Source organism: Rahnella sp. RFA10(1/100) (genome assembly GCF_004195115.1).
In the GTDB taxonomy this organism is placed as follows: Bacteria; Pseudomonadota; Gammaproteobacteria; order Enterobacterales; family Enterobacteriaceae; genus Rahnella; species Rahnella perminowiae.
The window spans coordinates 1,285,829-1,311,900 of sequence record NZ_SEWR01000001.1 but is presented as its reverse complement, the minus strand read 5'-3'; the positions used below and the strand labels follow the sequence as shown (position 1 = coordinate 1,311,900).

Here is a 26,072-nt window from a genome sequence, read left to right as displayed (position 1 = left end):
CGCTGCATCTTCGCAAGTCAATTGACAAATCTGCAAAATGAAAACGCTGATTTTGCAAGATCCTGATTAACTTATTTTTTTAGCACAAGGTGGCAAGGATTACTTTGTCGTCATCAAATTGTGCGAAAACGCTCTGGCCGGTTTTCAGGGTCAGTTTGTCGGCTTCGGCATTTGGCACTGTCGCACATAATATTTCACTGCCCGGGAGCTTCATCAGCACTTCGCTGCTGTTTTCACCGCGCTGGATGTGGGTGATATCGCCCTGCAAGGCGTTATGCGGGTGATCAGCCTGCATGCTCAGCGTGATCCACGGCGCTTTGATCAGCACCAGGACTTCTTTACCGGGCGTTAACGCCAGACGGTCGGCGCTTTGTTCAGTGACCGCTGCGCGGATCCTTGTTTTGCCATCAGCCAGCAGGACATCAATATGCTGCTGAACGATGCTGTACCCGCGCTCAATGACATTGCCGAAGAACTGGTTGCGCGCACTGGTTTGCAGGGAGAAACGTGAAATAGCCGCCAGCAAACTGTCGAGAGGGAGCGAATCTTCTTTCAGCACGTCGAAGGCTTTTTGCTGAATTTGTGCCAGTAATTCATAAAGCTGGATCAGACGCTCGCCGTATGCCGTCAGCACCGCGCCACCCCCACCTTTGCCGCCGGTGCTGCGATCGACCAGCGTCTGATCGGCAAGCTGATTCATTTCATTGATGGCATCCCAGGCACTTTTGTAACTGATGTTCGCGAGCCTGGCCCCCTGACTGATTGAACCGGTCTGGCGCACCTGCCGCAGTAATTCAATGCGGCGCGGATCGGCAAACAAACGTTGCTGAAGTTTAAGGGTTAAGAGAATTTCGGCTTGCATCGCAGCTTCCTTGTGAGAATGAGGGCTTATTGTCGCCGCTAAACCAGCAGGCAGGCAAGTTGGCGAAATGCTAAAGTAATTACCGTCCCGTGCTGTTATTATCCGCAACAGTTTGATTTTTCGTTTTTGGCTTCATGTACGAAGTCCAACATCGCCTCAGGGCGATTCAGCCAGTTAAGTGAGGCTATCATGTTAGAATTATTAGAAAGTTTGATTTTCGCTGCCGTCATGGTACCGGTTTTCATCGCTGTGATCCTGGGCCTGATCTGGGGGCTTGGCGAAGTATTCAATATCATCTCCCACGTGGGTCACTCTAAAGAATCCCGTGAGAAGCCTCATTACTGATTAATGAGCTTTTTTCCGGAACCCGGCCATCGCGCCGGGTTTTCTTTTTATCGTTCAGATCAAAAAACCATAGGTTATCCGCCCCTTGCTCCTAAAAATGCATGACATCGTTTCCTGCTGCGTTATATTAAGGATTACATAACGAAACATTTTTTCACAAAGGCGAAGGAAAACGATGACATATCAATGGGGCAAAGTATTCACCGCGACCGTTCTGGTAGCAGGACTTGGTGTTCAGGCTCAGGCAGCAGAGAAAATCACTGTGTTTGCCGCCGCATCACTGACCAACGCATTGCAGGATATTGCAACGCAGTATCAGAAAGAAAAAGGCGTGCAGGTTGTCTCATCTTTCGCCTCATCTTCCACACTGGCCCGTCAGATAGAGCAAGGCGCTCCGGCAGATATGTTTATTTCTGCCGATCAGCAGTGGATGGATTATGCCATCAGCAAACAGCAAATGGTGGATAACACCCGTTATACGTTGCTGGGTAACGAGCTGGTGCTGATTTCGGCGGCCGGCAGCAAAATCAACAAAGTCGACATCTCAGAGAAAACTGAATGGACCGAACTGTTGGGCGACAGCCGCCTGGCGGTGGGGGACCCGGATCATGTCCCGGCCGGGATTTATGCCAAAGAAGCGCTGCAAAAACTGGGAGCCTGGACCACGCTGGAACCTAAACTGGCGCGCGCCAGCGACGTCCGTGCGGCCATGGCGCTGGTAGAACGTGAAGAGGCACCGGTGGGCATTGTGTATGGTTCTGACGCAGTGGCCAGTAAGAAAGTCAAAGTGGTCGGTGTTTTCCCGGCATCGAGCCATAAGCCAGTTGAGTATCCGATGGCCATTGTTAAGGGGCACGAAAATGCGACAGTCAGCGGTTTTTATGATTATCTGAAAACGCCGGCAGCGGCTGAAATCTTCAAAAAATACGGTTTCACGCCTCGCGCCTGAGTTCATCGCTGTTGCTGAAAACAGATAAGGCCTTCCCGCACTGCGCAGGCTTTATCTTTTCCTCTCTGTTTCTTTCCCCGTGTGCGATTCTCTATACTTTGATGGGTATTAAAGCCTTCGACATTTTTGCCGATATTTCATCTCTGCGACACATAAATTCAGGATTAAGAAACCGACATGATGTTGAGTGAATATGAGTGGCAGGCGGTACTTCTCAGTCTGAAAGTATCGAGCCTGGCCGTTGTTTGCAGTCTGCCGCTTGGTATTCTGATGGCGTGGATTCTGGCCCGTGGCCGTTTCCCCGGTAAATCCCTGCTCGACAGCATTATTCATTTGCCCCTGGTATTACCGCCGGTGGTGATTGGTTATCTGTTGCTGGTGGTGATGGGGCGTCGTGGTTTTATTGGCCAGCGACTGTACGAATGGTTTGGTTTCAGCTTCAGTTTTAGCTGGCACGGTGCGGTGCTGGCCTCAGCGGTGGTAGCATTTCCGTTGATGGTGCGTGCGATCCGCCAGTCGCTGGAGGCCGTTGACCCTAAACTTGAACTTGCTGCCCGCACGCTCGGCGCGTCACCGTGGCGGGTGTTTTTCACCCTCACACTGCCGCTTTCCACACCAGGTGTCATTGTCGGCATAGTGCTGGCGTTTGCACGTTCGCTGGGCGAATTTGGCGCAACCATCACCTTCGTTTCGAATATTCCGGGTGAGACCCGTACCATTCCTCTGGCAATGTATACCCTGATTGAAACACCGGGTGCGGAAGGGGCTGCCGCGCGGCTGTGTGTGTTGGCGATCCTGCTGTCTCTGGCTGCACTGCTGATTTCTGACTGGCTGGCAAAACGCAGCCGTATCCGGCTGGGAGGCTGACATGCTTGAACTCGATTTCAGCCAGACGCTGGGTAGCCTGAAATTACAGGTGACGCAGACCTTACCGGCGCAGGGAATAACGGCCATTTTCGGCTTGTCAGGTGCGGGGAAAACCTCGCTCATTAATGCCATCGGTGGCCTCACCCGGCCTGACAGTGGCCGCATAACGTTGAACGGTCGCGTTTTATCCGACCGGCAAAACAACATTTTCCTGCCGCCCGAAAAACGTCGCATCGGCTATGTTTTTCAGGATGCGCGCCTGTTTCCGCATTACCGCGTGAAAGGTAATCTGCAATATGGCATGGCGCCGTCGATGCGCGGACAATTCGATAATATCGTGCGTTTGCTCGGCATCGCGCCTTTGCTGGATCGCTTCCCGCTTACGCTGTCCGGCGGTGAGAAACAGCGCGTGGCAATCGGCCGGGCACTGCTGACAGCACCGGAAATTTTGCTGATGGATGAGCCGCTGGCCGCGCTCGATATTCCGCGTAAACGCGAACTGATGCCTTACCTGGAGCGTCTGGCGCAGGAAATCAGCATTCCGATTTTGTATGTGACGCACAGTCTGGATGAGATTTTACGTCTGGCAGAAAAAGTGCTGGTACTCGACAGCGGTAAGGTGCTGGCCATGGGAACGTTGGAAGAGGTGTGGGCAAGCAATGTGATGCGTCCGTGGTTGCCCAAAGAAGAGCAAAGCAGTGTGCTGAATGTCAGCGTGCTTGAACATCATCCGCGCTATGAAATGACGGCGCTGGCGGTTGGCGATCAGCGTTTATGGATCAGTAAAGTCGAAGAAGTACCCGGCACGGCGCTGCGTATACGCGTGAATGCCACGGACGTTTCTCTGGTATTGCAACCGACGGCGAACAACAGCAGTATCCGCAACATTCTGCCGGCAAAAGTGCTGGAATGTCTGGATCTGGGAAATCAGGTGGAGGTCAAACTGGCGATGGCCGATCATATCATCTGGGCGCGGATCACGCCGTGGGCGCGCGACGAACTGATGATCCGCGCAGGACAATGGCTGTATGCGCAGATCAAGAGCGTGTCAGTTAATCGTTAAGCGTACTGCGCCTTACTTTTCTGACGGATTAAAAGCGGCATAAAGCACCAGAACCTCTTCGGCAAACGCGTCATCGAGAATATAAAAGTAACATTCCGGCACGTTAAGCACGCGGGCAAAATGACACATGGTGTCAAAGTTCGGGCTGTACGTGCCGTTTTCATATTGCGATACACGCGAACGCGCCGTGCTCTCATCTATTCCGGCCAAAACACCCAATTTTTCCTGCGTAAGCCTGGCTTTTGCCCGCGCGGATTTCAGTCGATGTGGGATCATTATCAATAACCATAGAAACCGTATTGACGTTATGTTTAGCATCACTTAACATTATTGTTGTTTAGAGTTACTGGACATTGTTATGTGTCAGTGTAATTCACAATTCAGTTAGCTGAACTAACAACAAAGGAAGAAGGATGAAAAATGGAAAATGACTGGCATCCGGCGGATATTATTGCCGCATTACGTAAGAAAAGAACCTCACTGGCGGCGCTCTCAAGGCAAGCCGGTTTAGGCTCGTCGACACTGGCCAATGCACTGGCGCGTCCGTGGCCGAAAGGGGAAATGATCATCGCTCAGGCTCTGGATATACCTCCTTCGGTGATCTGGCCCAGCCGGTATTATGACGAAAACAGACGATTAATCCCCCGTACCGTCCGGCCGGTCAGGAATAAGACGTTGGAAACTGACGGATAAGCCTGCAAAAAACACCTTCCTCTGTGGCAGAGGAAGGTGCACCGGTAACGGTTAATTCAGCACTTTGTTGCGGATAACCTCAGCGATTCCCGGTGTTTCGTGGTCACCAATCACCAGCGCCGCACGTTCTTTGATAGCATCATCTGCATTGCCCATCGCCACGCCAAGACCGACATTTTCCAGCATGCTCAGGTCGTTGTAGTTATCACCGAACGCCACCACATCCTGCATGGTCATGCCCTGAGATTCGACCCATTCCTGCAAGCGGCGGCCTTTGCTGTTGCCTCCTTTTGCAACATCAACCTGATCATGCCATGACCATTCACAGGCCAGACCCAGCTCATTTTCTACCTGTGCGGCAAAGGTGTGCAGGGTATCGAGATCCTGATGCGATGTGGCAAATTTCCAGACTGACTGTGCGTTGTCAGCGGCTTCGCGCAGGCTGTTAACCTGAATAATGTTCGGACGCTGATGTTCCGGCAGGGTTTGCCCCCAGGCAATGGAACGGCTGACGTGGCCGCTCGGCTGCTGATACAGCATGGCGTCATCAACATATAACAGACCGTGGATGCCGTGATATTCCAGCAAGTCGATCACTTTTTTGGCTTTGACCGGATCCAGCGGATCGGAGGTTAAAACCTTACGTGCCTGATAATCATATAAATACGTGCCGTTACAGCAGATAGCAGGTGTATCGAGCTGCAATGCCTGATAAAAGGGATGGATGGCCACATGATGGCGTCCGGTCACGACGACGACTTTGACCCCTTGTGCACGGGCATCTGCCAGCGCGGCAAGGGATTCAGGAAGGATACGTTTTTGGCGGTCCAGCAGCGTCCCGTCGAGGTCGAGCGCAATAATGCGATAAGTCATGAGCAGTCCATCGTAAGTGAGGGGGAATCGGGGAAATTATCGCCATGTTACCTTTTTTAGCCTGCTAATTAAACTGCGTATCCGGCACCAAAGGGGTCGCCGTATCGTGGTAACCTGAGCTACGCTTTAATACCCGGCATATTTCAAGTTGCAGATACGTTGGCTGCGCTTGTCTTCCTGCAACTCGAACTATTTTGGGTATTACAACTATTTGATTCTTAATAAGGAGATGTGATGAAGCAAGTCGTCTACGTTGCCAGCCCTGAGAGCCAGCAAATCCACGCTTTTCGTCTGGCAGACAAGGGTGAACTGAGCCTGCTACAAACGGTGGAAGTTCCGGGACAGGTTCAGCCGATGGTGATTCATCCTGACGGCCATCGTCTGTATGTTGGCGTGCGCCCTGAGTTTGGTGTGCTGACCTACCGCATTGACCATGAAGGTAAACTGGAAGAAGCTGCGATGGCCCCATTGCCGGGCAGTCCGACGCATCTGGGGATCGACCTTCAGGGACGTTTTGTGTTCTCCGCGTCCTACAGTTTTAATAATGTCAGCATTCATCCGCTGGATGAAAAAGGGCTCGCGCTTGCGCCTGTACAGGTGCTGGAAAATATCCAGGCTCCGCACTCCGCCAATATCGACCCGACCAATCAGGTACTGATGATCCCTGCGCTGAAAGAAGATCGCATCCGCCAGTTCGACTTCAGTGCCAACGGCGAAGCGACGCCGCACGCCGCGCCGGAGCTGAAAACTGCAGCGGGTGCGGGCCCGCGTCATATGGCATTCCACCCGAATCATCATTTTGCCTACTGTGTAAATGAACTGAACAGCAGCGTGGACGTGTACCAGAAAGACGTCACCAGCGGCGAATACCGTCAGGTGCAGACGCTGGGGATTATGCCCGCTGATTTCACCGGCACCTGCTGGGCTGCTGATTTGCACATCACGCCGGATGGAAAATTCCTCTACGCCTCAGACCGGACTGCCAGCCTGATTTCTGTGCTGACGGTGTCAGAAGATGGCAGCGTGCTTGAGCTGGTCGGGCATCACACCACCCAGACACAGCCTCGCGGTTTCAATATCGATCACACTGGCCGGTATGTGATTACCGCAGGACAGAAATCGGACGCGATTGAAGTGGCGAAAATCGATCCACAAAACGGTCAGCTGACCACCCTGAAAACTTACCCTGTGGGCAAAGGCCCGATGTGGGTAAGCATTCTGGAAATTAATTAATCACAATAGGTTACTTATTAGTTTTGTTAATGTTATATTTTTAACTGACCAATAATACCGCCGTGAAATAATGATCAAGCTCCTGTAATAAGGGGCTTTTTTATTGCCTGTGCCAGACGTGCTATTGATTAGAAATATTTTAATGTCTCTATAAATGTTGAACAGCGCTGGTCGATAACTCTCCCGTTATTCACTCATTCTGCGGTGGCGCTGCCACTTAAGAATCAGTCCTTTTTGGTTATCAGGGAGAAGTAAATGAATGTACTTTCAGGGATCACTGGCCGGGTTCGCCATGCCACAATCGCTAACAAGCTCGGTGCAGGATTTGCGCTGGTATTGCTTCTGGGCTCCTTTATTGCCGTGTCCGGTATCTACCATCTGACCAGCATCAATCAACGCGCTGAAAAAGCGACTTTGCTCAAAACCGTTAACGATCTGCTGAGCGATGCCAAATTTACCCGGCTTTCCTATATGGCCAGCAAAGACCCTAAATTTGTTGAAGAAAACCGCCAGGCGCTGGATAAACTGGAAACCCGCCTGGGAGAAGTGGCGGCGTATGCCTGGGAGCCGGAAGATCAGCGCCTGGTAGAGACTATGCCGGCAAATATTCAACGCTACCGTGAAAGCTGGCAGCAGACGCTGAATCCTCCGGCAGGCAGTGATCCAAAACACATCACCGCCCGGTTGGCTGAAGCCGGGCTGGCACTGACCTCCGCGTCTAACACGCTGCTCGATCATGAGATGAACAGTCTTCACCAGGAAGTATCGCGCACCATTTCCGAAATGCTGGTGATCATTGTGGCAGCCATAGTCACTGGTGTGCTGATTTCATGGCGCATGACCCGGCAGCTGACGCTCCCGTTGCGTCACACGCTGCAAATTGCACAACGTATCGCTGCCGGTGATCTTTCGACGCACACCACCAGCCACAGCTTTGACGAAGTGGGGCAACTGAGCCGCGCAATTGAAACCATGAACCAGAATCTGCACGGCATCATCGGTGATATCCGTGAGGGCGTAACGCAGGTGACCCGTGCCTCGGGTGAAATTGCCGCAGGCAACATCGACCTGTCAGCCCGTACCGAAGAGCAGGCTGCGGCGCTTGGGCAAACAGCGGCCAGCATGGAACAACTGACCTCAACGGTGAAACAGAACGCCGACAATGCCGCGCAGGCCAGTCAGCTGGCTTCCGATGCTGCCAGCACGGCGGCGCGGGGCGGTAAACTGGTGGCGGATGTTGTGGGTGTGATGAAAGAGATCACTGTCAGTTCGAAGCAGATTTCGGAAATTACCACTGTTATCAACAGCATCGCTTTCCAGACTAATATTCTGGCGCTTAACGCTGCGGTTGAAGCGGCGCGGGCAGGGGAACAGGGCCGTGGTTTTGCGGTGGTCGCCAGCGAAGTGCGCAGTCTGGCGCAGCGCAGCGGGCAGGCGGCGAAAGAGATTGAAGGGCTGATCGATAAATCGGTGATTAATGTCAATAACGGTTCGCAGCTGGTGGCGAAAGCCGGTGACACCATGGAAGAAATCGTCGGCTCGGTGCGTCATGTGACGCAAATCATTCATGAGATTGCGTCGGCGTCTGACGAGCAAAGTCGCGGCATCAGTCAGATTGCGCTGGCCGTGGCAGAGATGGATACCGTGACTCAGCAAAACTCGGCACTGGTTCAGCAGTCAGCCAGTGCAGCGGCTTCGCTCGATGAGCAGGCGGTGAATCTGGAACGCACCGTGTCAGTATTCCGCCTCGGTAATGAAACCCGCTAAAAGACGGGCAGAAGAAGGCTGAACGAAAAAAAACCGCCGGAGGCCCACCCCGGCGGTTTTTTCATGGCATCAGACTGAATTACTTCGCAGGCTGAGTCAGTACATTGTTGTACTGCCACAGGCGGTTGAAGTTAGTGTCATTCACGTTGCGCTGCTGTTTTTCATCTTTCGGCACATTGCCAACAAACGGATGCCCGGAGAAGACGGAAGCGCCCCACGGATTCATCTGGTCATAGCTGTTGTCGAAGCTGCTGTCACGGATCACCAGCTGGCTGCTTGCGCCCTCAGCATCCCATGCACGGCCCATTTTGGCTTTCGCTGCCTGCTCGAAGCCACGGTCACCGGTCAGGTTGCTATCGATCACCAGGAAGCCGTAAGGCGCGGCGGCTGGCGTGTTTGGCGCGAAGATGGACGCCTGTTTCACGCCACGGCTGCTGACAGTGTGGAACTCAACGTGATCGAATACTGCATTAGCGCGGCCAAATACGTAATCCACATCACCGACGATCAGGCTGTTATGCACATAAGCACGGCTGTAACGGCTGTTGTCAGTCTGGTTGTGGATGTTGGCGGTATTGACCATAAAGGTATTCTGGCGGCCAATCAGACGCACGTTATCCAGAATCACATTGTCACCATCGGTACGCAGCGCAACGGCAGAATGATCACCGGCATCCACGGTATCGAGCAGGGCGTTACCAATAGTCAGGTTCTGTATCTGAACACCGTTGCTTTGTGACCAGACGGTCGCGGTACAGCCAGTGCCGATGGTTTCAGTGGTCAGGGTGGCACAGTTCCGGAACATATAGTACGCGCGATCGCCCGGCAGGAACTGGCCGTTAGGGCTGACGGTTGAACGGTATGTTGCCGGAGCGGCGGACGCTTCGAGACCCTGTGCGAGGGTAACATCAGAAGCGCTATTGCCCGCACCGAATAAGGTCACTGGCGGTGCACCAGCCGGGATGTAAACCGCACCGTTATACGTGCCTGGCAGAATTTTAATGAAGATACGTTCGCCGTGGTTACGCACAGCCAGTGCCGCGTTTACCGCCATCTGAACGTTGGAGTATTGCGCGCCATCTGTGCCTAACTGCGGGCCCACCACGAAACTGGTTTTCACACCGTCAGTGCTTGCCAGTTTAGGGAACCAGCCCTGTTGCTGAACCTGCAAAGAAGGGCCGCCAAAGGCGAGATAATTTTTCGTGGTAAAATTGGCCGCTTCGTCCGCTGATAACACGGGCAGTGACGCGGTGCCCGGAGCAACCTGGCTGGATAAGCCTTGATGGCTGCTGCTACATGCCGCCAGGATAAGACTGGCAGACAATACAGCGCACGCGCGCGACAGGGTGGAAATTTTCACTGTGACTGACTCCTTGATGAAGAAGATTATTCTTTTTTTCAATGTTGCAGCAAACGCCGCAATAAAAAAACGGTGGCCAGTAAAAACTGACCACCTTTTCTGCGTCTTTTATACCACAGGAATCAGCTGTATATCACTGTCAGTGATGCTTTGCCGAGAGTATGGAAGTGCACGTTGAAGCCGAGATATGCGCCGCTGGCATTCTCATCGACTTCCAGCGTTTCTGTATCGATGGCGTAGACGGTGAAATGATAGTGATGGTGTTCGCCCTGCGGAGGGGCTGCGCCGCCATAACCGGCCTTACCAAAGTCAGTGCGGGTTTGTACCGCACCTGCGGGTAAACCGCCTTTGCCGGAGCCTGCACCTTGTGGCAATTCGGTCACGTCAGCCGGAATATTGGCGACGCCCCAATGCCACCAGCCGGAACCCGTCGGGGCATCCGGATCATAGCAGGTGATAACAAAACTTTTGGTGCCCTCAGGCGCGCCGGACCAGGTCAGATGCGGCGACAGGTTGTCACCGTTGTAGCCCATGCCGTTAAAAACCTGCGTTTCCGGCATTTTTTCGCCATCGCGCAGATCATTACTGGTCAGTGTAAATGCCATAAAACCCTCTTCAGATGATGAAATAGTCACGGTCAGATTACTTGCCGGCCCCGCCGCCGCCCAGCAATTTCAGCAATGCCTGTGCGACCGCTCTGGAAGAGGCCGGATTCTGCCCGGTGATCAGGTTTCCGTCGGTAATGGAATAAGGCCGCCAGTCTGCCGCCTTACTGTAGTCACCGCCATGTTTTTTCAGCTCGTCCTCGACCAAAAAAGGCACGATATCGGTCAGCCCGACCGCGTCTTCTTCGCTGTTACTAAAGCCCGTCACGCGCTTGTCTTTCAGCAGCGGCGTGCCGTCCTCCACCAGTACATTGCGCAAAACCCCCGGTGCGTGGCAGACCGCAGAGACCGGTTTGCCCGCAGCCCAGAATGCCTGGATCAGCGCGATGGAGTGCGGGTCTTCAGCCAGATCCCACAACGGGCCGTGACCGCCCGGATAAAAAATGGCATCGAAGTCATCAGCGTTAACATCAGCAAGTTTGTGCGTGTTTGCCAGCACCTTCTGTGCATCTTTATCATTACGGAAACGTTCGGTGGTTTCGGTCTGCGCATCCGGCTCATCGCTTTTCGGATCGAGCGGTGGCTGTCCGCCTTTCGGCGAAGCCAGCGTCAGTTCGGCACCGGCATCCAGAAATTCGTAATAAGGCGCAGTAAATTCTTCCAGCCAGAAACCGGTTTTCTTACCGGTTTCACCGAGTTTATCGTGTGATGTCAATACCATCAGTAATTTCATGTAACCTCCTGTGGACGTTGCCGGCTGACGTTAAGAATAAATCAGTCCTGACCGACACGGACGACCAGTTTGCCAAAGTTTTTACCCTCAAGCAGACCAAAGAACGCCTGCGGAGCATTCTCTAATCCTTCCACGATATCTTCACGGAATTTGACTTTCCCCTGTTCAAACCATTCACTCATCTGTTTTGCAAATTCCGGATAGCGATGGCCGTAATCATCAAAAATAATAAAGCCTTGCATACGCATGCGTTTCTTCAGGATGGTGCCGGTCAGCAAGGAAAGGCGGTCCTGACCATCTTTCAGACCGGTTGCATTATATTGAGAAACCAGCCCGCACAGCGGGATACGTGCTTTGGTATTGAGCAGCGGCAACACGGCATCAAACACCGCGCCACCGACATTTTCAAAATACACATCAATGCCTTCCGGGCAGGCCGCTTTCAGACGTTTATCCAGATCCGGCGCGCGGTGATCCAGGCATTCATCGAAACCGAAATGCTCAACCGCATAGCGGCATTTTTCTTCGCCACCGGCAATCCCGATTACACGGCAGCCTTTGATCTTACCAATCTGTCCGACCAGCGAACCGACAGGCCCCGTCGCGGCAGCCACGACCAGCGTTTCGCCCGGTTTGGGTTCACCGATATCCAGCAGGCCCATAAAAGCGGTAAAACCCGGCATGCCCAATACACCCAGTGCGAGGGACGGTTGTTTGAGTGCTGCCCCTTCCAGTTTCTTGACGTCCTGGCCATCGGCAACGGAATAATCCTGCCAGCCGGTTCTGCCGACCACTAAATCGCCGGGTCTGAAATCCGGGTTTTTCGATTCCACCACGCGGGAAACTGCACCACCGGTCATCACCTCACCGATTTGCACCTGTGCGGCGTAGGAAGGCGCGTCGCTCATGCGTCCGCGCATGTACGGATCAAGTGACAACCAGACGGTGCGCAGCAATAACTGGCCGTCTTTGGCTTGCGGTAACGGGGCTTTTTCCAGACGAAAGTTATCATCGACAGGTTTACCGTGAGGACGTGAAGCCAGCACGATGCGGCGGTTTTCAGATTGTGACTGAGGCATATCAGTTCCTTCCTTTTTTCTTATAAGGGGATTCAAAGTCAACGTAATTGGGAATAAGTATAGGACGCTAAACAGTCATCGGACGAAGCGGTTTATGCCATGTTGGAATAAATCGTGGGGTTTTTCCCTGAAATAAGAGTAAACCTGAAAACGCAACAGTTCACTGCCGTACAGGCTGCTTAGAAAGCTTTCTGCGTGTTTCCAACTCAAGACCAGAAATCATTGCCACAAGCCGGTGCGTTTGGCGAAGAAGTCATTGGGAATTCTGAGTATTCTCCCCTGCGAAGGGGAGGGTTGGGGTGGGGTATTACTATCAAAATCAAAATGTTGAAGTATGCTTTGGCCGGGTGTCAGCCCTTAAAACCTCCACCCGATTTCCCCTTTCGCAGGGGGAGGAGCAAAGCTCATTAGCACAAGCTTCTTTATTTTACGCTCACATCAATATCACCAAAGTATTTCTTCGAAAGCGCTTTAACCACGCCGTCTGCCTGCACCTTAGCGATGGCTGCATCAAGTTTATCTTTCAGCGCGGTATCGCCTTTACGCAGGCCGAACGCGATGCCGCTGCCGAGGATCTTGTCATCACGTACGGCGTCGCCGACAAAGCCATAATCTTTACCGTCCGGACGCGACAGGAAACCGCTCTGACCGGCCGGCGCCAGTACTAACGTGCCATCAAGGCGGCCGGATGACAGATCCAGATACACCTGGTTCTGATCCTGATAAGAAACGATATCCACGCCTTTCGGTGCCCAGTGCGCCTGCGCATAACTTTCCTGAATCGAACCCTGCAATACGCCGATATGCTTGCCTTTCAGTGACTCAGTTGTCGGCAGCAGGCCGGAATCTTTTTTGGCGATCAGTTTTGTCGGTACGCGGTAAATGACTTGTGTGAAATCAATCGCCTGACGACGTTTTTCCGTGACGTTCATCGCCGAGTTAATCGCATCAAATTTACGGGCCTGCAATGCTGCAATCAGGCCGTCGAACGAGGTGTCGTACCAGTCGCACTTTACGCGGGCCGCTGCGCAAACGGCGTTGCCCAGATCAATATCAAAACCCTGTAATTCACCGGTTGCGCTTTTCGATTCAAACGGTGGATATTGTGCTTCCAGGCCGAACTTCAGTGTGGAACCGTCAGCCAGTGCGGAGAAAGACGCCACGGCGCAACCTAACAGCAATGCGATTTTCAATTTTTTCATTATTCACAATTCCCCTGCGTTATTCAGATAAATACCCGGTCTCAGACGCGACACAGGCGGCGTGCGCCTTCGTACAACGTGTCGTTATCTTTGGCGAAACTCAGGCGGATAAGCCCGGTAGGTTTGTTATTGCTGTAAAACGCTGACAGCGGAATGGTCGCAATCTGATGATCACGTATCAGGCTCAGCACAAATTCGTCGTCCGTCAGCGGACTGAAATGACTAAAGCGCGCCAGCATAAAGAAACTGCCACGGCTTGGCAGTAATTCAAAGCGGGATTCGCTGAGGGCTTCGGCCAGCAGGTCGCGCTTTTGCTGATAAAAACCGGCCAGTTCCAGATAACTTTGCGGGTTAGCCAGCGCGTCGGCAAAGGCCACCTGCATCGGTGTGTCGGCGGAGAACACCATAAACTGATGGACTTTGCGGATTTCATCCATCAGCTCTGCCGGTGCCAGACAATACCCCACCCGCCAGCCCGTGACGTGATAGGTTTTGCCAAAAGACGACACAATCACGCTGCGTTCAGCCAGTTGCGGATGACAGGCCATGCTTTCGTGGCGCTCGCCGTCAAACACGACATGCTCATACACTTCATCGGACAAAATCACGATATCGGTATTTTTAGTCAGCGCTGTCAGGCGTTCGATATCGACATCCGTAAAAATAGCACCGGTCGGGTTGTGCGGGCTGTTAATGATGATCATCCGGGTGCGGCTGTTGATCGCGTTTGCGACCTGATCCCAGTCGATGCTGAAATCGTCCATCGACAGGCCGATAGCCACCGGCTTTGCCCCCTGTAAACGGACGATCGGTGCGTAGCTGTCAAACGACGGTTCGAAATAAATCACTTCATCGCCCGGATGTACCAGAGCGCTGATGGCGGAATACAGTCCTTCGCTGGCGCTGGCAATGACCGTCACTTCGCTGTCGGCATCATATTTGCAGCCGTAAAGCGCTTCGGCTTTGGCGGACAGCGCATGGCGTAATGCCGCCACGCCGCTCATAGGCGCGTACTGGTTATGACCTTCGCGCATGGCTTTAGCGACGCTGTCGATTAATGCGGGCTGGCATGAGAAATTCGGTGCACCCTGCGACAGGTTCAGTGCGTTATGTTCGGCGCTGAGCTGGCCGATAACGGTAAAAATAGTGGTGCCGACGTCAGGTAATTTTGACCGGGGCGACATGGCGCTTTTCATAGCATTTCCCCAAAAAACAGGCCGTGTGGCCATGACAAGGTAAAAAAAGGTGTTGAATGATTAAGCAACAGTTCCCCTGTGCCGACAATGGAAAGTTTGTCATACTCGTCATGATCTGAAGTCATGGCTATGCGATGTGCCTAACGAGGTAACTGTGAGTTTTTCTCCTGAATTGCCGTATCTGAATTTACCTTCGCTCAATGTGTTGAAAACCTTTGCTGTGGTGGCGCAGACGCTCAATCTGACGCATGCGGCATCGTTGTTGCATATTACACAAGGCGCGGTCAGCCGCCAGATTACCGGGCTTGAGGCCACGCTGGGTTATCCGTTGTTTTTACGTCAGGCCCGCGGGCTGACGCTGACCCCGCGCGGGGCACAGCTGTTGCCGCCGGTACAACAGGCGCTGGCGCTGATGGGCGAAGCCCTGAAACGTGTCGGTTCGCACCCGGATACGTTACGCATTAAATGCCCGACCTGTTCCATGCGCTGGTTGCTGCCGCGGGTGATTCAGTTGCAAAACGACAGGCCCGATATGCAGATTGAGCTGACGGCTTCCATTGCCCACGGCGTGGATTTCAGCAACGAGCATTTTGATGCCGCCGTGGTGTTCGGGCGTCAGCCGGAATCACAGCGCCGCGCGCATCATCTGTTTGACGAAGTACTGACGCCGGTGTGTACCCCGGATTTCCTGTCGCGTCATGAAGGGAAAACGGAAGTGGCGGATCTGGCCGATAAAACGTTGCTTCACCCGACGCGGGATCGTCGCGACTGGTTGTTGTGGCTGCGTGAGGAAGGCGTGCAGGGGCTGCCTTCGGCGAAATCGCAGCATTTTGATACGCTGGATCTGGCGATCAACTCGGCATTACAGGGCTATGGTGTTGCGATAGGTGATCTGACATTAATTGAAGATGATTTGCAGGCGGGAAGGGTGATTGCGCCGTTCCCGCTGTGTGTGGCAAGCGGGGCATCGTATACGCTGTTGTATCCGGAAAACCCGACACCCGCGCTGAAAGTTGCCATTGATTTTCTTAATGAAGAAGCGCGGCTCAGCCGGGAAAAACTGAGCGCGCTGTTGTCCACCTCGCACCGGTTAGTCAGTACAGGTTAATCAGTACAGTGTGGTCAGGGCGCTGGCGATGGCACCGGTCAGTTTGCTCAGTTCTTCAGGTGAAATGATGTACGGTGGCATCAGATAAATCAGTTTACCGAACGGACGTATCCACACTCCCTGCCCGACGAAATGCTTCTGCAACCGCGCCATGTCTACCGGCTGGCGCATTTCCACCACACCTATTGCTCCGAGCACCCGTACGTCAGCAACGGCCGGATGCTCTGCCAGTGGCCGCAACCCGGCATTCAGCTGCTTTTCAATGTTCAGTACCTGTGCCTGCCAGCGGTTTTCCGCCAGTAAATGCAGACTGGCGTTGGCGACCGCGCAGGCCAGCGGATTGCCCATAAAGGTCGGGCCATGCATGAAACATCCGGCCTCGCCGTCGCTGATCACCTGCGCCACATGGCGGGTGGTAAGCGTGGCGGAGAGTGTCATATAGCCGCCGGTCAGCGCTTTACCGAGGCAGAGAATATCCGGTGAAATCCCGGCGTGATCGCAGGCAAACAGCTTACCGGTGCGGCCAAAACCGGTGGCAATTTCATCAGCAATCAGCAACACGCCGTATTCATCGCATAACTTACGTACGCGGTTGAGATACCGCGGGTGATAAATCCGCATTCCGCCCGCGCCCTGAACCACCGGTTCTAAAATGACTGCCGCAATTTTGTGGTGATTCTCGTCCAGCATGTTGGCAAACGGCGCGATATCCGCCTCATTCCATTCACCGTCAAAACGGCTCTGCGGCGCATCGGCAAAAAGATGCTGTGGCAGATAACCCTGATACAAACTGTGCATCGAATTTTGCGGATCACAGACCGACATCGCGCCAAAGGTGTCGCCGTGATAACCATTGCGCAGGGTCAGCAAGGTCTGCCGTTTTTCGCCGCGCGCCTGCCAGTATTGCATCGCCATTTTCAGCGCCACTTCAACGGCCACCGAACCGGAATCTGCCAGAAATACACATTCAAGACCCGCAGGCGTCATCTCTACCAGACGACGGGATAACGCAATCGCCGGCGGGTGAGTCATCCCGCCAAACATGACATGTGACATTTTTCCGATTTGTGCGATGGCCGCCTGATTGAGCTGCGGATGGTTGTAGCCGTGGATCGCTGCCCACCATGACGACATACCGTCCACCAGCTGGCGGCCATCAGCCAGTTGTAACATCACGCCGGATGCGGATTCGACCGGATACGCGGGCAGCGGTTTGGTCATAGACGTATACGGGTGCCAGATGTGGCGCTGGTCGAATTCAATATCGGCGGGTGTCATAAACGAGTCCTGCTGAGGGTAAGTTGTAAACCAAAAAATAATTTTAACGTTGACGGTAAACCAAAACAAATTAAAAATGGTTTACGGATTATGAAAACATCAAGCCCAAAATCATTCTGATTGCATCTAGGCAGCCTGAAGGATGAAGGGGTAACAGATTATTATTTGGAGAAGTCATCAATGACTACCCGCACCCACTGGACGCTGGAAAAAACCCAGGCCCTGTTCGATAAGCCATTCCTTGAGCTGATGTTCGAGGCGCAGCAAATCCACCGTCAGCATTTCGATCCGCGTCAGGTTCAGGTCAGTACCTTGCTGTCGATCAAAACCGGTGCCTGTCCGGAAGACTGTAAATATTGCCCGCAGAGTTCCCGTTACAAAACCGGGCTGGAGTCTGAACGTCTGATGCAAGTCGAGCAGGTGCTCGAATCTGCCCGTCAGGCGAAAGCCGCCGGTTCGACCCGGTTCTGCATGGGCGCGGCGTGGAAAAACCCGCATGACCGCGACATGCCCTACCTTGAACAAATGGTGCAGGGTGTGAAAGAGATGGGCATGGAAACCTGCATGACCCTCGGCACGCTGAACACCACGCAGGCACAGCGTCTGGCGCACGCCGGGCTGGATTTCTACAACCATAACCTTGATACCTCGCCGGAATTTTACGGCAGCATCATTACCACCCGCAGCTATCAGGAACGTCTGGACACACTGGCGGAAGTGCGCGGCGCGGGCATTAAAGTGTGCTCCGGCGGGATTGTCGGTTTGGGCGAAACCGTGAAAGATCGCGCCGGTTTACTGATGCAGCTGGCGAACCTGCCGGTGCCACCGGAAAGCGTGCCGATCAATATGCTGGTGAAAGTGAAAGGCACGCCGCTGGCTGATAACGACGATGTGGATCCGTTTGATTTCATCCGCACCATCGCGGTGGCGCGCATCATGATGCCGCAGTCTTATGTGCGTTTGTCCGCCGGTCGTGAGCAGATGAGCGAGCAGACCCAGGCAATGTGCTTTATGGCCGGTGCCAACTCCATCTTCTACGGCTGTAAACTGCTGACCACGCCCAACCCGGCGGAAGACAAAGACTTAATTCTGTTCGGCAAACTGGGGCTTAACCCGCAGGCATTCGAAACAGAAATGGGCGATAACCAGCAGCAGGCCGTGCTGGCTGAACAGCTGGTTCATGCGGATACCGACCAGTTTTACAACGCCGCCGTATAACCGATGAGCTGGCAAACGCGGATTAACGAAGCGGTAGCCGCGCGTAAACAGGCAGCGGCATTTCGCGTACGGCAGCCAAACCGGGGCGGCAGCGCACGCTTCCTGACGCAGGGCGAACGGCGTTATCTGAACTTTTCAGGTAACGATTACCTGGGCCTGAGTCAGGACGCAGACGTGATTGCCGCGTGGCAGCAGGGCGCGCAGAGATATGGTGTCGGCAGCGGCGGTTCCGGCCACGTCACCGGTTACAGCGATGCGCATGCAGAGTTTGAGCAACAGCTGGCCGGCTGGCAGGGATATCCGCGTGCGTTGCTGTTTATCTCCGGTTTTGCGGCAAATCAGGCGGTTCTCGCGGCGCTGATGCAAAGCGATGATCGCGTGCTGGCTGACAAACTCAGCCATGCGTCTTTGCTGGAAGCCGCAGCGCATGCGCCTTCGCTGTTGCGCCGTTTTCATCACAATCAGCCGGATTCCCTGCAACGCCTGTTAGAAAAACCGGTAACCGGTGAAACGCTGGTGGTGACCGAAGGCGTATTCAGCATGGACGGCGACATGGCACCGCTGGCTGATCTGCAGCATTTATGCCAGGCACACGGCAGCTGGCTGATGGTCGATGACGCACACGGCGTGGGTGTTACCGGTGAACAAGGGCGGGGCAGTTGCTGGCAGCAGGGCATCAGGCCGGAACTGCTGGTGGTTACCTTCGGAAAAGCTTTCGGCTGCAGCGGCGCGGCGGTGCTGTGTGATGATGCTACTGCCGATTATTTGTTGCAGTTCGCCCGCCATCTGATTTACAGCACATCGATGCCGGCAGCGCAGGTGTGTGCGTTACAGGCGTCACTGGCACGAGTCCGGCAGGATGACGGCTTGCGTGATAAACTGGCGGCCAATATTGCGCGTTTTCGCGCGGGTGCCGCCGGTTTGCCCTATCAGCTCACCGGTTCGCAAACGGCGATCCAGCCGGTGATTGTGGGTGAAAATCAGCCCGCGCTGGATCTGGCTTCGGCGCTTCGCGGGCGCGGTTTATGGGTCAGTGCCATCCGTCCACCGACGGTGCCACCGGGCAGTGCGCGGCTGCGCATTACCCTGACGGCGGCGCATGAGCCGGAAGATATCGATTTTTTGCTGGAGTCCCTTTATGGGTGCAGTCACTGAATTAGTGAACAAACAAGCGGTGGCCGATGCGTTCAGTCGCGCCGCCATCAGCTATGAAAACGCCGCGCAGTTGCAGCGTGATGTGGGTGAGGAATTGCTGGCGCTGGCAGCGCCGTATCTGAAAGATTCCGGCAAGATTGTCGTCGATGCCGGTTGCGGCACCGGCCACTTCAGCCGGTACTGGCGCGCGCAGGGCAAAAATGTCATTGCGCTGGATCTCTCCGAAGGCATGCTGAACCGTGCGCGTGAACTGGATTCAGCCGATGAATATATCCCTGGGGACATCGAACGTCTGCCGTTTGCCGACAATTCTGTCGACATCTGCTTTAGCAATCTGGCCGTGCAGTGGTGCAACGCACTGCCGCGCGCGCTGGAAGAAATGCACCGGGTCACCCGCAACGGCGGGCTGGTACTGTTTTCTACCCTGGCAGAAGGTTCGCTCAATGAACTGGCTGCGGCGTGGATGAAGGTCGATGGCCGGCGTCACGTGAACCAGTTCCTGACACCGGACAAAATCGCTGAAGCCTGTGCGCCGTATCGTCATGAAGTGACGTTCAGCGATCACGTTGCCCGATTTCCTGATGTCATGTCACTGCTTCGTTCGCTGAAAGGCATCGGCGCGACGCACATCAAGAACGGCCGGCTCGGCGGCCTGGGTGGCAGGGAACGTCTGCAATTACTGGACAAACACTATGCCCGCCGCGACGGCATCCTGCCGCTCAACTACCGGCTGGTCTACGGCATTTTGCAGGTCGAAGAACTGATCCCTCGCTGATCGGCTCCTCCCCTTCGCTGGGGAGGGAGCCAACCAACACCAGACTTTTATTAAAATAAATGATGAAAAAATACTTTATTACCGGCACCGACACTGAAGTCGGTAAAACCGTGGCGACCACTGCTTTTTTACAGGCTGCTGCATGCGCCGGACACACAACCGCCGGTTATAAACCGGTGGCATCAGGCAGTGAAATGACCGGGGAAGGGCCTCGCAACAGTGATGCGCTGGCCTTGCAGGCTTACAGCACTGTCGGGCTGCGTTATGACGAAGTGAACCCGTGCACGTTTATCGAACCGACGTCACCTCATATCGTCAGCGAACTGGAAAACCGGCCGATTGATCCACAGGTGTTATCAGACGGGTTGCGTCATCTCGAACCGCTGGCGGACTGGGTGGTGGTGGAAGGCGCGGGCGGCTGGTACACGCCGCTGACGGCAGATTACACGTTTGCCGACTGGGCGGTGGCCGAACAATTGCCGGTAGTGTTAGTGGTAGGCATGCGGCTCGGTTGTATTAACCATGCCGTGCTGACGGCGCAGGCCATTGTACAAAGCGGCTTGCCTCTGGCAGGCTGGATAGCCAATGACATTCAGGAAACGGGGAAGCATCATCAGGCTTACAGAGAGACACTCACGCGTATGCTGCCTGCGCCCCTGTTGGGCGAGATCCCGTACCTGACTCAGGGTTTGGACGTGAATTTAGGCCAATATCTGGATCTGGACCGCCTCACCCGCTGAGACATCAGACGGTCAGATAATTTTTGACTAACGTATCGTCAAGCTGCGCCAGCGTGCCTTGCGCGATGTTTCGTCCGTCATCGACCAGACAGAAACGGTCCGCGACGCTGCGGATGAACGGCAATTTATGGCCGACCAGCAACAATGTCAGACCAAGATCACGGTTCAGGCGGTGAATAATATTACCCATATTCGCCGCCATTGATGCGCTGGTATGCTCGGTGGGTTCATCCAGAATCAGTAATTCAGGCTCCTGAACCAGTGCACGGCTGATTGCCAGTTGCTGCTGCTGGCTTTCATCAAGTTCACCGGCTTTGCGCGCTCCCATTTCCTTTAGTGTCGGAAAAAGGTCATACACTTCTTCCGGCACACGACGGGTCTTATTCCGGCTGGCCATCATAGCAATTTGCAGGTTTTCATCGACGCTCATCTGGGAGAAAATCTGCCGTCCTTGTGGCACGTAACCGATACCCATTTGCGCACGGCTTTCGACCGGCAAATTCAGCAGACTTTGCGGTTCTTCATCACGTGATTGCCAGGAAATTGCACCGCTTTTCACCGGAAGATGCCCCATGATGCAGTTCACCAGCGTGGTTTTTCCTACGCCATTTCGCCCGATCAGGCAGGTACATTGACCGCGGTACAGTTCGAGATTGATATCCCACAGAATATGTTTTTGCCCATAATACTGATTAACTGATTTTACACTTAACATCAGATCTCCCTCCCGCACGGAGCCTTCCGCTGAACTTCACTTTGACGGCCACTGTCATATTTCTGACATTTATGTTCCGCTATTGATGCCCCTGACAGAATTTAATCCCGTTTGTTGACGGACAATCTGACAGCATCAATGACAGATAAATATCCCTTAACCAGTCATAAATGGGGCTAAGAGAGGTTTCCCTACGTTAAAAATGATTCTGTACCCCAGAAAACAGGGAGATCTTCATTTTTTACGCCGGGGTGAAAAAAGCAGTTCTGGCTGCCTTAACCTTTTCATGCACAGACGTTGCAACTCTCAGGCCAAGTTTGTAAAAACGGCAGGGAAAAGGGGCGTTGCATGGGTGTTACCAGCCAGGCCCCTTACAATTTAGGATTATTCATTAGCGTTTCTGAGGTTTTGAGTTTTCCCCCGCAGGGTGCGGCATCAAGGGAACTGCACTTTGCCAGTGCTGCCCTTACTGCTTTTGGTGCAACCTCATGGACAAACATGAGCAAAAAATCCTGTCGGGATGCACTTTTGGTTTTTGCAAGAAACATCAGCCTGACTCTCTAGGCAAAATAGGCATAAATAAGGAGATAAAAAAGATAAAAAATAACTAAAAAAGACCTCTCAGACCGGCAGGAGGCAAAATCCTGTTTTTTACCAACTCCCGCAGCGCGGGGCGTGCTGAGACTTATCCACTATTCCTGTGGATAACCTTGTGTATGAGAGTAAGAAAAGTTGCTACAGACGAGTCAGCATGCGGGTTCCGCTCAGTTTGCCCGTATTCGCAGCTTTTTAGTGATAATCTTTTTAATCAATGAGTTACCTAAAAGCAATACAGTCGTAATTCGTTCGTCATAGTTGTGTCAATCTTCGTCAGCCTGTGGTCAGGAAGCGGAAGGGGAAAGAATTTTGGGAAAAAATGTCACCTGATGGTGAGAGATCTCATCCTTCATATCCTAAAAAAGTGCAGCAGCGCCAGCAGGTTAAACGCAAACATCCTTTATCGGTTGGAAGCTGGTTTTATATACAGTATTATAGCGAAGGTAAAATCAGGGCTGGCAAAAATCGCGAAGTCTTTCATACTATTTTTCCGCAAACTGTTCACCCGTACAGCGCGCACGGCCCTATGCGTTCCCATTTCAGTCAGGTAGCCCGTCATGAGTAAAGTGTTCAAACTGCATTCCGAATTTAAACCGTCCGGCGATCAGCCAGAGGCGATACGCCGTCTGGAAGAAGGGCTGGAGAACGGGCTGGCGCACCAGACATTGCTCGGGGTCACCGGTTCGGGCAAAACCTTTACCGTGGCGAATGTGATTGCGGATCTGAACCGTCCGACGATGGTACTGGCCCCCAACAAAACGCTGGCCGCGCAGTTATACGGTGAGATGAAAGAATTCTTCCCGGAAAACGCCGTCGAATATTTCGTCTCTTACTATGACTATTATCAGCCAGAGGCGTATGTCCCAAGTTCAGATACTTTTATCGAAAAAGACGCCTCGGTGAACGAACACATCGAGCAGATGCGCCTTTCTGCCACCAAAGCTCTGCTCGAACGACGTGATGTCATTGTGGTGGCTTCTGTTTCAGCGATATACGGTCTGGGCGATCCGGATTTGTACCTGAAAATGATGCTTCATCTGACCAAAGGGATGATTATCGATCAGCGTTCGATCCTGCGTCGTCTGGCAGAGCTGCAATATGCACGCAACGATCAGGCTTTCCAGCGCAGTACTTTCCGCGTGCGTGGCGAAGTGATTGATGTGTTCCCGGCTGAATCGGATGATCTGGCGTTGCGCATTGAGCTGTTTGATCAGGAAGTTGAACGTCTTTCGCTGTTTGATCCGCTGACCGGCCAGGTGCAACATGAAGTGCCGCGTTTTACCATTTACCCTAAAACGCACTACGTAACGCCGCGCGAACGTATTGTACAGGCGATGGAAGAAATCAAGGTCGAACTGGCGGATCGCCGCAAGGTGCTGCTTGCCAATAACAAACTGCTGGAAGAGCAACGTATCAGCCAGCGTACGCAGTTTGATCTCGAAATGATGAATGAGTTGGGTTATTGCTCCGGTATTGAAAACTACTCACGTTATCTGTCCGGCCGCGGGCCGGGCGAGCCGCCACCGACGTTGTTTGATTATCTTCCGGCTGACGGCCTGCTGATTGTCGATGAATCGCACGTCACCATTCCGCAAATCGGCGGTATGTACAAAGGCGACCGCTCTCGTAAAGAAACGCTGGTGGAATATGGTTTCCGTCTGCCTTCCGCGCTGGATAACCGCCCGATGCGTTTTGAGGAATTCGAAGCGCTGGCACCCCAAAGTATTTATGTCTCAGCCACGCCGGGGAAATACGAGCTGGAGAAGTCCGGTGACGATGTGGTCGATCAGGTGGTGCGTCCGACCGGTCTGCTGGATCCGATCATTGAAGTACGGCCGGTGACCACACAGGTGGATGACCTGTTATCGGAGATCCGTAAACGTGTCGCGATTAACGAGCGTGTGCTGGTCACCACGCTGACCAAACGTATGGCCGAGGATTTGACGGAGTATCTGGAAGAACACGGCGAGAAGGTGCGTTACCTGCACTCTGACATCGATACCGTTGAGCGTGTGGAAATTATCCGCGATTTGCGTCTGGGGGAATTTGACGTGCTGGTGGGGATCAACTTGCTGCGCGAAGGGCTGGATATGCCGGAAGTGTCGCTGGTGGCCATTCTGGATGCGGATAAAGAAGGCTTCCTGCGTTCTGAACGTTCACTCATCCAGACCATCGGCCGTGCAGCGCGTAACCTCAACGGTAAAGCGATTCTCTACGGTGATAAAATTACCCACTCGATGGCCCGTGCCATTGAAGAAACCGAACGTCGTCGCGCCAAACAGGAAGCGTATAACCTCGAAAACGGCATCACGCCGATGGGGCTGAATAAGAAGATCTCCGACATCCTGCAACTCGGTCAACCGAAGACCAAAAAGAACAAAGACAAACGCGATGCCGAAGCGGCGCAGACCTTCAAATCGCTTACGCCAAAAGCGCTGGAGCAGCGCATTAAAGAGCTGGAAAGCAAAATGTATGCGCACGCGCAAAATCTGGAGTTCGAAGAAGCGGCTAACACCCGTGACGAGCTGCATGCGTTGCGCGAGCAGTTTATTGCGATTTCGTAAAGCGGTCCCCAAATAAGTCGGGTGATTGAACGCAGCCAACCCACAGGCAATGTGAAGTATGTCGGGGATAAAAGTGATAGACTGCGCGGCCTGTAAATCATCACCCTGACATCTTAAAATGACGAGCGAGCCAATGACGGATACACCACAAAACCCTGGCGCAGCGAAAGATCCGCTGCACGGCGTCACGCTGGAAAAACTGCTGACAACACTGGTGGATAACTTTGGCTGGCCTGCGCTGGCCTCACAGGTCAATATCAATTGCTTCAAAAGTGACCCGAGTGTGAAATCCAGCCTGAAGTTCCTGCGCCGCACACCCTGGGCGCGTAAGGAAGTGGAAACCTTATATCTGGATTTTATCGAAGGCCATCTGCGCCCGGATTTGACCCGCAGCAAGCGCCGCACCCCCTCGTCTGCACAGGTGCCGCAAAAAACCAAAGTCAGTACCGCCGCACCTGCAGCCGACAGCCCCTGGAATAATCATCCGCTGGTGAAAAAGTAATTCAACGTGTTCTTGTGAGGAGAAAACTCGTGTCAGAGCAACGTGTTCTTATTGTGGTAGATATGCAAAACGGGGTATTTGCTTCGCCGCGTTATGACCGCAGCGGACGGGTCGAACAGATTAATCAACTGATAGCCCGGGCAGGGCGCGTCATCTTCATTCAACACGCTGAAGGCGAAATGACGGAAGGGAGTGAATACTGGCAGGTATTGCCGGAGCTACATCTGCCGGAAGACGCACTTTCCGTGACTAAAACCGCCTGCGATTCTTTCTACCGCACCTCCCTCGATCATGTTCTGCAGGAAGAACTGAACGTAACCGGTTTTACTATCTGCGGTTGTGCGACGGACTATTGTGTAGATACCACCATCAAGGTTGCTGCCAGCAAAGGTTATGCCGTGACGGTCGCGTCGGATGCGCATACCACTGGCGATCGTACATATGTTTCAGCGCAGCAACTGATCGGGCAACATAATGAAGTCTGGCGTGAATTATCCGTGCCGGGCAATCCGGTAACGGTAAAAACGACGGCGGAAATTCTGGCCGACTGGTCATAAACTCCGTTTTCTGAACCCAAAAAAGGCCGCTAAAGC

At 53.5% G+C, this 26,072-nt stretch carries 27 protein-coding genes; 16 read left to right on the top strand and 11 right to left on the bottom strand.

Annotated elements, in window-relative coordinates; all coding sequences use genetic code 11:
• Nucleotides 1-79: 79 nt before the first annotated feature.
• Nucleotides 80-862 carry a molybdenum-dependent transcriptional regulator gene (modE, locus tag ETV65_RS06000; protein ID WP_129951991.1) on the bottom strand — a complete coding sequence of 261 codons (783 nt, stop codon included), beginning with the start codon at nucleotides 860-862 and terminating at the stop codon, nucleotides 80-82.
• A 189-nt stretch (nucleotides 863-1,051) separates the two neighbouring features.
• On the opposite strand from modE, the gene ETV65_RS05995 reads away from it, so the two are divergent.
• From ETV65_RS05995 to modC, 4 genes are all read left to right on the top strand, one after another.
• Nucleotides 1,052-1,207: an AcrZ family multidrug efflux pump-associated protein gene (locus tag ETV65_RS05995; protein ID WP_129951990.1), complete on the top strand. Its 156-nt coding sequence runs from the start codon at nucleotides 1,052-1,054 to the stop codon at nucleotides 1,205-1,207.
• 175 nt (nucleotides 1,208-1,382) lie between these two features.
• Entirely contained in the window at nucleotides 1,383-2,156 is a 774-nt protein-coding gene (gene modA, locus ETV65_RS05990; RefSeq protein ID WP_129951989.1) for a molybdate ABC transporter substrate-binding protein, read from the top strand.
• Nucleotides 2,157-2,333: 177 nt separating this feature from the next.
• The gene (gene modB, locus ETV65_RS05985; protein WP_129951988.1) at nucleotides 2,334-3,023 is read left to right on the top strand and encodes a molybdate ABC transporter permease subunit; all 690 of its coding nucleotides are present in this window, start codon (nucleotides 2,334-2,336) and stop codon (nucleotides 3,021-3,023) included.
• Between the two features lies 1 nt (nucleotide 3,024).
• Entirely contained in the window at nucleotides 3,025-4,086 is a 1,062-nt protein-coding gene (modC, locus tag ETV65_RS05980; RefSeq protein ID WP_129951987.1) for a molybdenum ABC transporter ATP-binding protein ModC, read from the top strand.
• A gap of 12 nt (nucleotides 4,087-4,098) precedes the next feature.
• On the opposite strand, the gene ETV65_RS05975 is transcribed toward modC, so the two are convergent.
• Nucleotides 4,099-4,362, bottom strand: a complete 264-nt coding sequence (locus ETV65_RS05975) for a helix-turn-helix transcriptional regulator (RefSeq protein ID WP_129951986.1) — start codon at nucleotides 4,360-4,362, stop codon at nucleotides 4,099-4,101.
• A 144-nt stretch (nucleotides 4,363-4,506) separates the two neighbouring features.
• On the opposite strand from ETV65_RS05975, the gene ETV65_RS05970 reads away from it, so the two are divergent.
• Nucleotides 4,507-4,779, top strand: coding sequence for a helix-turn-helix transcriptional regulator (locus tag ETV65_RS05970; RefSeq protein ID WP_129951985.1), 273 nt, complete (start codon nucleotides 4,507-4,509; stop codon nucleotides 4,777-4,779).
• Nucleotides 4,780-4,830: 51 nt separating this feature from the next.
• Here ETV65_RS05970 and ETV65_RS05965 read toward each other — a convergent pair whose 3' ends face one another.
• Nucleotides 4,831-5,652, bottom strand: a complete 822-nt coding sequence (locus ETV65_RS05965) for a pyridoxal phosphatase (RefSeq protein WP_129951984.1) — start codon at nucleotides 5,650-5,652, stop codon at nucleotides 4,831-4,833.
• Between the two features lie 234 nt (nucleotides 5,653-5,886).
• Here ETV65_RS05965 and pgl point away from each other — a divergent pair, with 234 nt between their 5' ends.
• Nucleotides 5,887-6,885 (top strand): 6-phosphogluconolactonase, encoded by a 999-nt coding sequence (pgl, locus tag ETV65_RS05960; protein ID WP_129951983.1) that lies wholly within the window; start codon nucleotides 5,887-5,889, stop codon nucleotides 6,883-6,885.
• A 255-nt stretch (nucleotides 6,886-7,140) separates the two neighbouring features.
• Nucleotides 7,141-8,652 (top strand): methyl-accepting chemotaxis protein, encoded by a 1,512-nt coding sequence (locus tag ETV65_RS05955; protein ID WP_129951982.1) that lies wholly within the window; start codon nucleotides 7,141-7,143, stop codon nucleotides 8,650-8,652.
• A 79-nt stretch (nucleotides 8,653-8,731) separates the two neighbouring features.
• Here ETV65_RS05955 and ETV65_RS05950 read toward each other — a convergent pair whose 3' ends face one another.
• The 6 genes from ETV65_RS05950 to ETV65_RS05925 all read right to left on the bottom strand — a co-directional run bounded on the left by ETV65_RS05950 (nucleotide 8,732) and on the right by ETV65_RS05925 (nucleotide 14,827).
• Nucleotides 8,732-10,012, bottom strand: coding sequence for a putative acyl-CoA thioester hydrolase (locus ETV65_RS05950; RefSeq protein ID WP_129951981.1), 1,281 nt, complete (start codon nucleotides 10,010-10,012; stop codon nucleotides 8,732-8,734).
• A 122-nt stretch (nucleotides 10,013-10,134) separates the two neighbouring features.
• Nucleotides 10,135-10,617: a kinase inhibitor gene (locus ETV65_RS05945; RefSeq protein ID WP_129951980.1), complete on the bottom strand. Its 483-nt coding sequence runs from the start codon at nucleotides 10,615-10,617 to the stop codon at nucleotides 10,135-10,137.
• 37 nt (nucleotides 10,618-10,654) lie between these two features.
• On the bottom strand, nucleotides 10,655-11,350 hold the full coding sequence (locus tag ETV65_RS05940) for a type 1 glutamine amidotransferase domain-containing protein (RefSeq protein ID WP_129951979.1): 696 nt from the start codon (nucleotides 11,348-11,350) through the stop codon (nucleotides 10,655-10,657).
• A 41-nt stretch (nucleotides 11,351-11,391) separates the two neighbouring features.
• Nucleotides 11,392-12,429, bottom strand: a complete 1,038-nt coding sequence (locus tag ETV65_RS05935; RefSeq protein ID WP_129951978.1) for an NADP-dependent oxidoreductase — start codon at nucleotides 12,427-12,429, stop codon at nucleotides 11,392-11,394.
• Nucleotides 12,430-12,851: 422 nt separating this feature from the next.
• The gene (locus tag ETV65_RS05930; protein WP_129951977.1) at nucleotides 12,852-13,631 is read right to left on the bottom strand and encodes an ABC transporter substrate-binding protein; all 780 of its coding nucleotides are present in this window, start codon (nucleotides 13,629-13,631) and stop codon (nucleotides 12,852-12,854) included.
• 41 nt (nucleotides 13,632-13,672) lie between these two features.
• On the bottom strand, nucleotides 13,673-14,827 hold the full coding sequence (locus ETV65_RS05925; RefSeq protein WP_129951976.1) for a methionine aminotransferase: 1,155 nt from the start codon (nucleotides 14,825-14,827) through the stop codon (nucleotides 13,673-13,675).
• A 154-nt stretch (nucleotides 14,828-14,981) separates the two neighbouring features.
• On the opposite strand from ETV65_RS05925, the gene ETV65_RS05920 reads away from it, so the two are divergent.
• Complete coding sequence (locus tag ETV65_RS05920) at nucleotides 14,982-15,935, top strand: LysR substrate-binding domain-containing protein (protein ID WP_129951975.1); 954 nt, start codon at nucleotides 14,982-14,984, stop codon at nucleotides 15,933-15,935.
• On the opposite strand, the gene bioA is transcribed toward ETV65_RS05920, so the two are convergent.
• Complete coding sequence (gene bioA, locus ETV65_RS05915) at nucleotides 15,936-17,213, bottom strand: adenosylmethionine--8-amino-7-oxononanoate transaminase (protein ID WP_129951974.1); 1,278 nt, start codon at nucleotides 17,211-17,213, stop codon at nucleotides 15,936-15,938.
• Between the two features lie 180 nt (nucleotides 17,214-17,393).
• Here bioA and bioB point away from each other — a divergent pair, with 180 nt between their 5' ends.
• Genes bioB through bioD form a run of 4 tightly spaced genes read left to right on the top strand, consistent with a single transcriptional unit; the run spans nucleotide 17,394 to nucleotide 21,101 of the window.
• Nucleotides 17,394-18,431 carry a biotin synthase BioB gene (bioB, locus tag ETV65_RS05910; RefSeq protein WP_129951973.1) on the top strand — a complete coding sequence of 346 codons (1,038 nt, stop codon included), beginning with the start codon at nucleotides 17,394-17,396 and terminating at the stop codon, nucleotides 18,429-18,431.
• Nucleotides 18,432-18,434: 3 nt separating this feature from the next.
• Nucleotides 18,435-19,586, top strand: a complete 1,152-nt coding sequence (gene bioF / locus ETV65_RS05905; protein WP_129951972.1) for an 8-amino-7-oxononanoate synthase — start codon at nucleotides 18,435-18,437, stop codon at nucleotides 19,584-19,586.
• Nucleotides 19,570-20,361, top strand: coding sequence for a malonyl-ACP O-methyltransferase BioC (gene bioC, locus ETV65_RS05900; protein WP_129951971.1), 792 nt, complete (start codon nucleotides 19,570-19,572; stop codon nucleotides 20,359-20,361). Before bioF ends, bioC begins: the two co-directional genes overlap by 17 nt.
• Nucleotides 20,362-20,420: 59 nt before the next feature.
• Nucleotides 20,421-21,101, top strand: a complete 681-nt coding sequence (gene bioD / locus ETV65_RS05895; protein ID WP_129951970.1) for a dethiobiotin synthase — start codon at nucleotides 20,421-20,423, stop codon at nucleotides 21,099-21,101.
• 4 nt (nucleotides 21,102-21,105) lie between these two features.
• Here the strand turns inward: bioD and ETV65_RS05890 are convergent, their stop codons facing one another.
• Nucleotides 21,106-21,816, bottom strand: coding sequence for an ATP-binding cassette domain-containing protein (locus ETV65_RS05890; RefSeq protein ID WP_129951969.1), 711 nt, complete (start codon nucleotides 21,814-21,816; stop codon nucleotides 21,106-21,108).
• 348 nt (nucleotides 21,817-22,164) lie between these two features.
• On the opposite strand from ETV65_RS05890, the gene ETV65_RS05885 reads away from it, so the two are divergent.
• The 4 genes from ETV65_RS05885 to ETV65_RS05870 all read left to right on the top strand — a co-directional run bounded on the left by ETV65_RS05885 (nucleotide 22,165) and on the right by ETV65_RS05870 (nucleotide 26,036).
• Nucleotides 22,165-22,380: a hypothetical protein gene (locus ETV65_RS05885; RefSeq protein WP_129951968.1), complete on the top strand. Its 216-nt coding sequence runs from the start codon at nucleotides 22,165-22,167 to the stop codon at nucleotides 22,378-22,380.
• A gap of 590 nt (nucleotides 22,381-22,970) precedes the next feature.
• Nucleotides 22,971-24,977, top strand: a complete 2,007-nt coding sequence (gene uvrB / locus ETV65_RS05880; protein ID WP_129951967.1) for an excinuclease ABC subunit UvrB — start codon at nucleotides 22,971-22,973, stop codon at nucleotides 24,975-24,977.
• A gap of 133 nt (nucleotides 24,978-25,110) precedes the next feature.
• Nucleotides 25,111-25,479 carry a VF530 family protein gene (locus ETV65_RS05875; RefSeq protein ID WP_129952147.1) on the top strand — a complete coding sequence of 123 codons (369 nt, stop codon included), beginning with the start codon at nucleotides 25,111-25,113 and terminating at the stop codon, nucleotides 25,477-25,479.
• 29 nt (nucleotides 25,480-25,508) lie between these two features.
• Nucleotides 25,509-26,036 carry an isochorismatase family protein gene (locus tag ETV65_RS05870; protein ID WP_129951966.1) on the top strand — a complete coding sequence of 176 codons (528 nt, stop codon included), beginning with the start codon at nucleotides 25,509-25,511 and terminating at the stop codon, nucleotides 26,034-26,036.
• The last annotated feature ends 36 nt before the right edge of the window (nucleotides 26,037-26,072 follow it).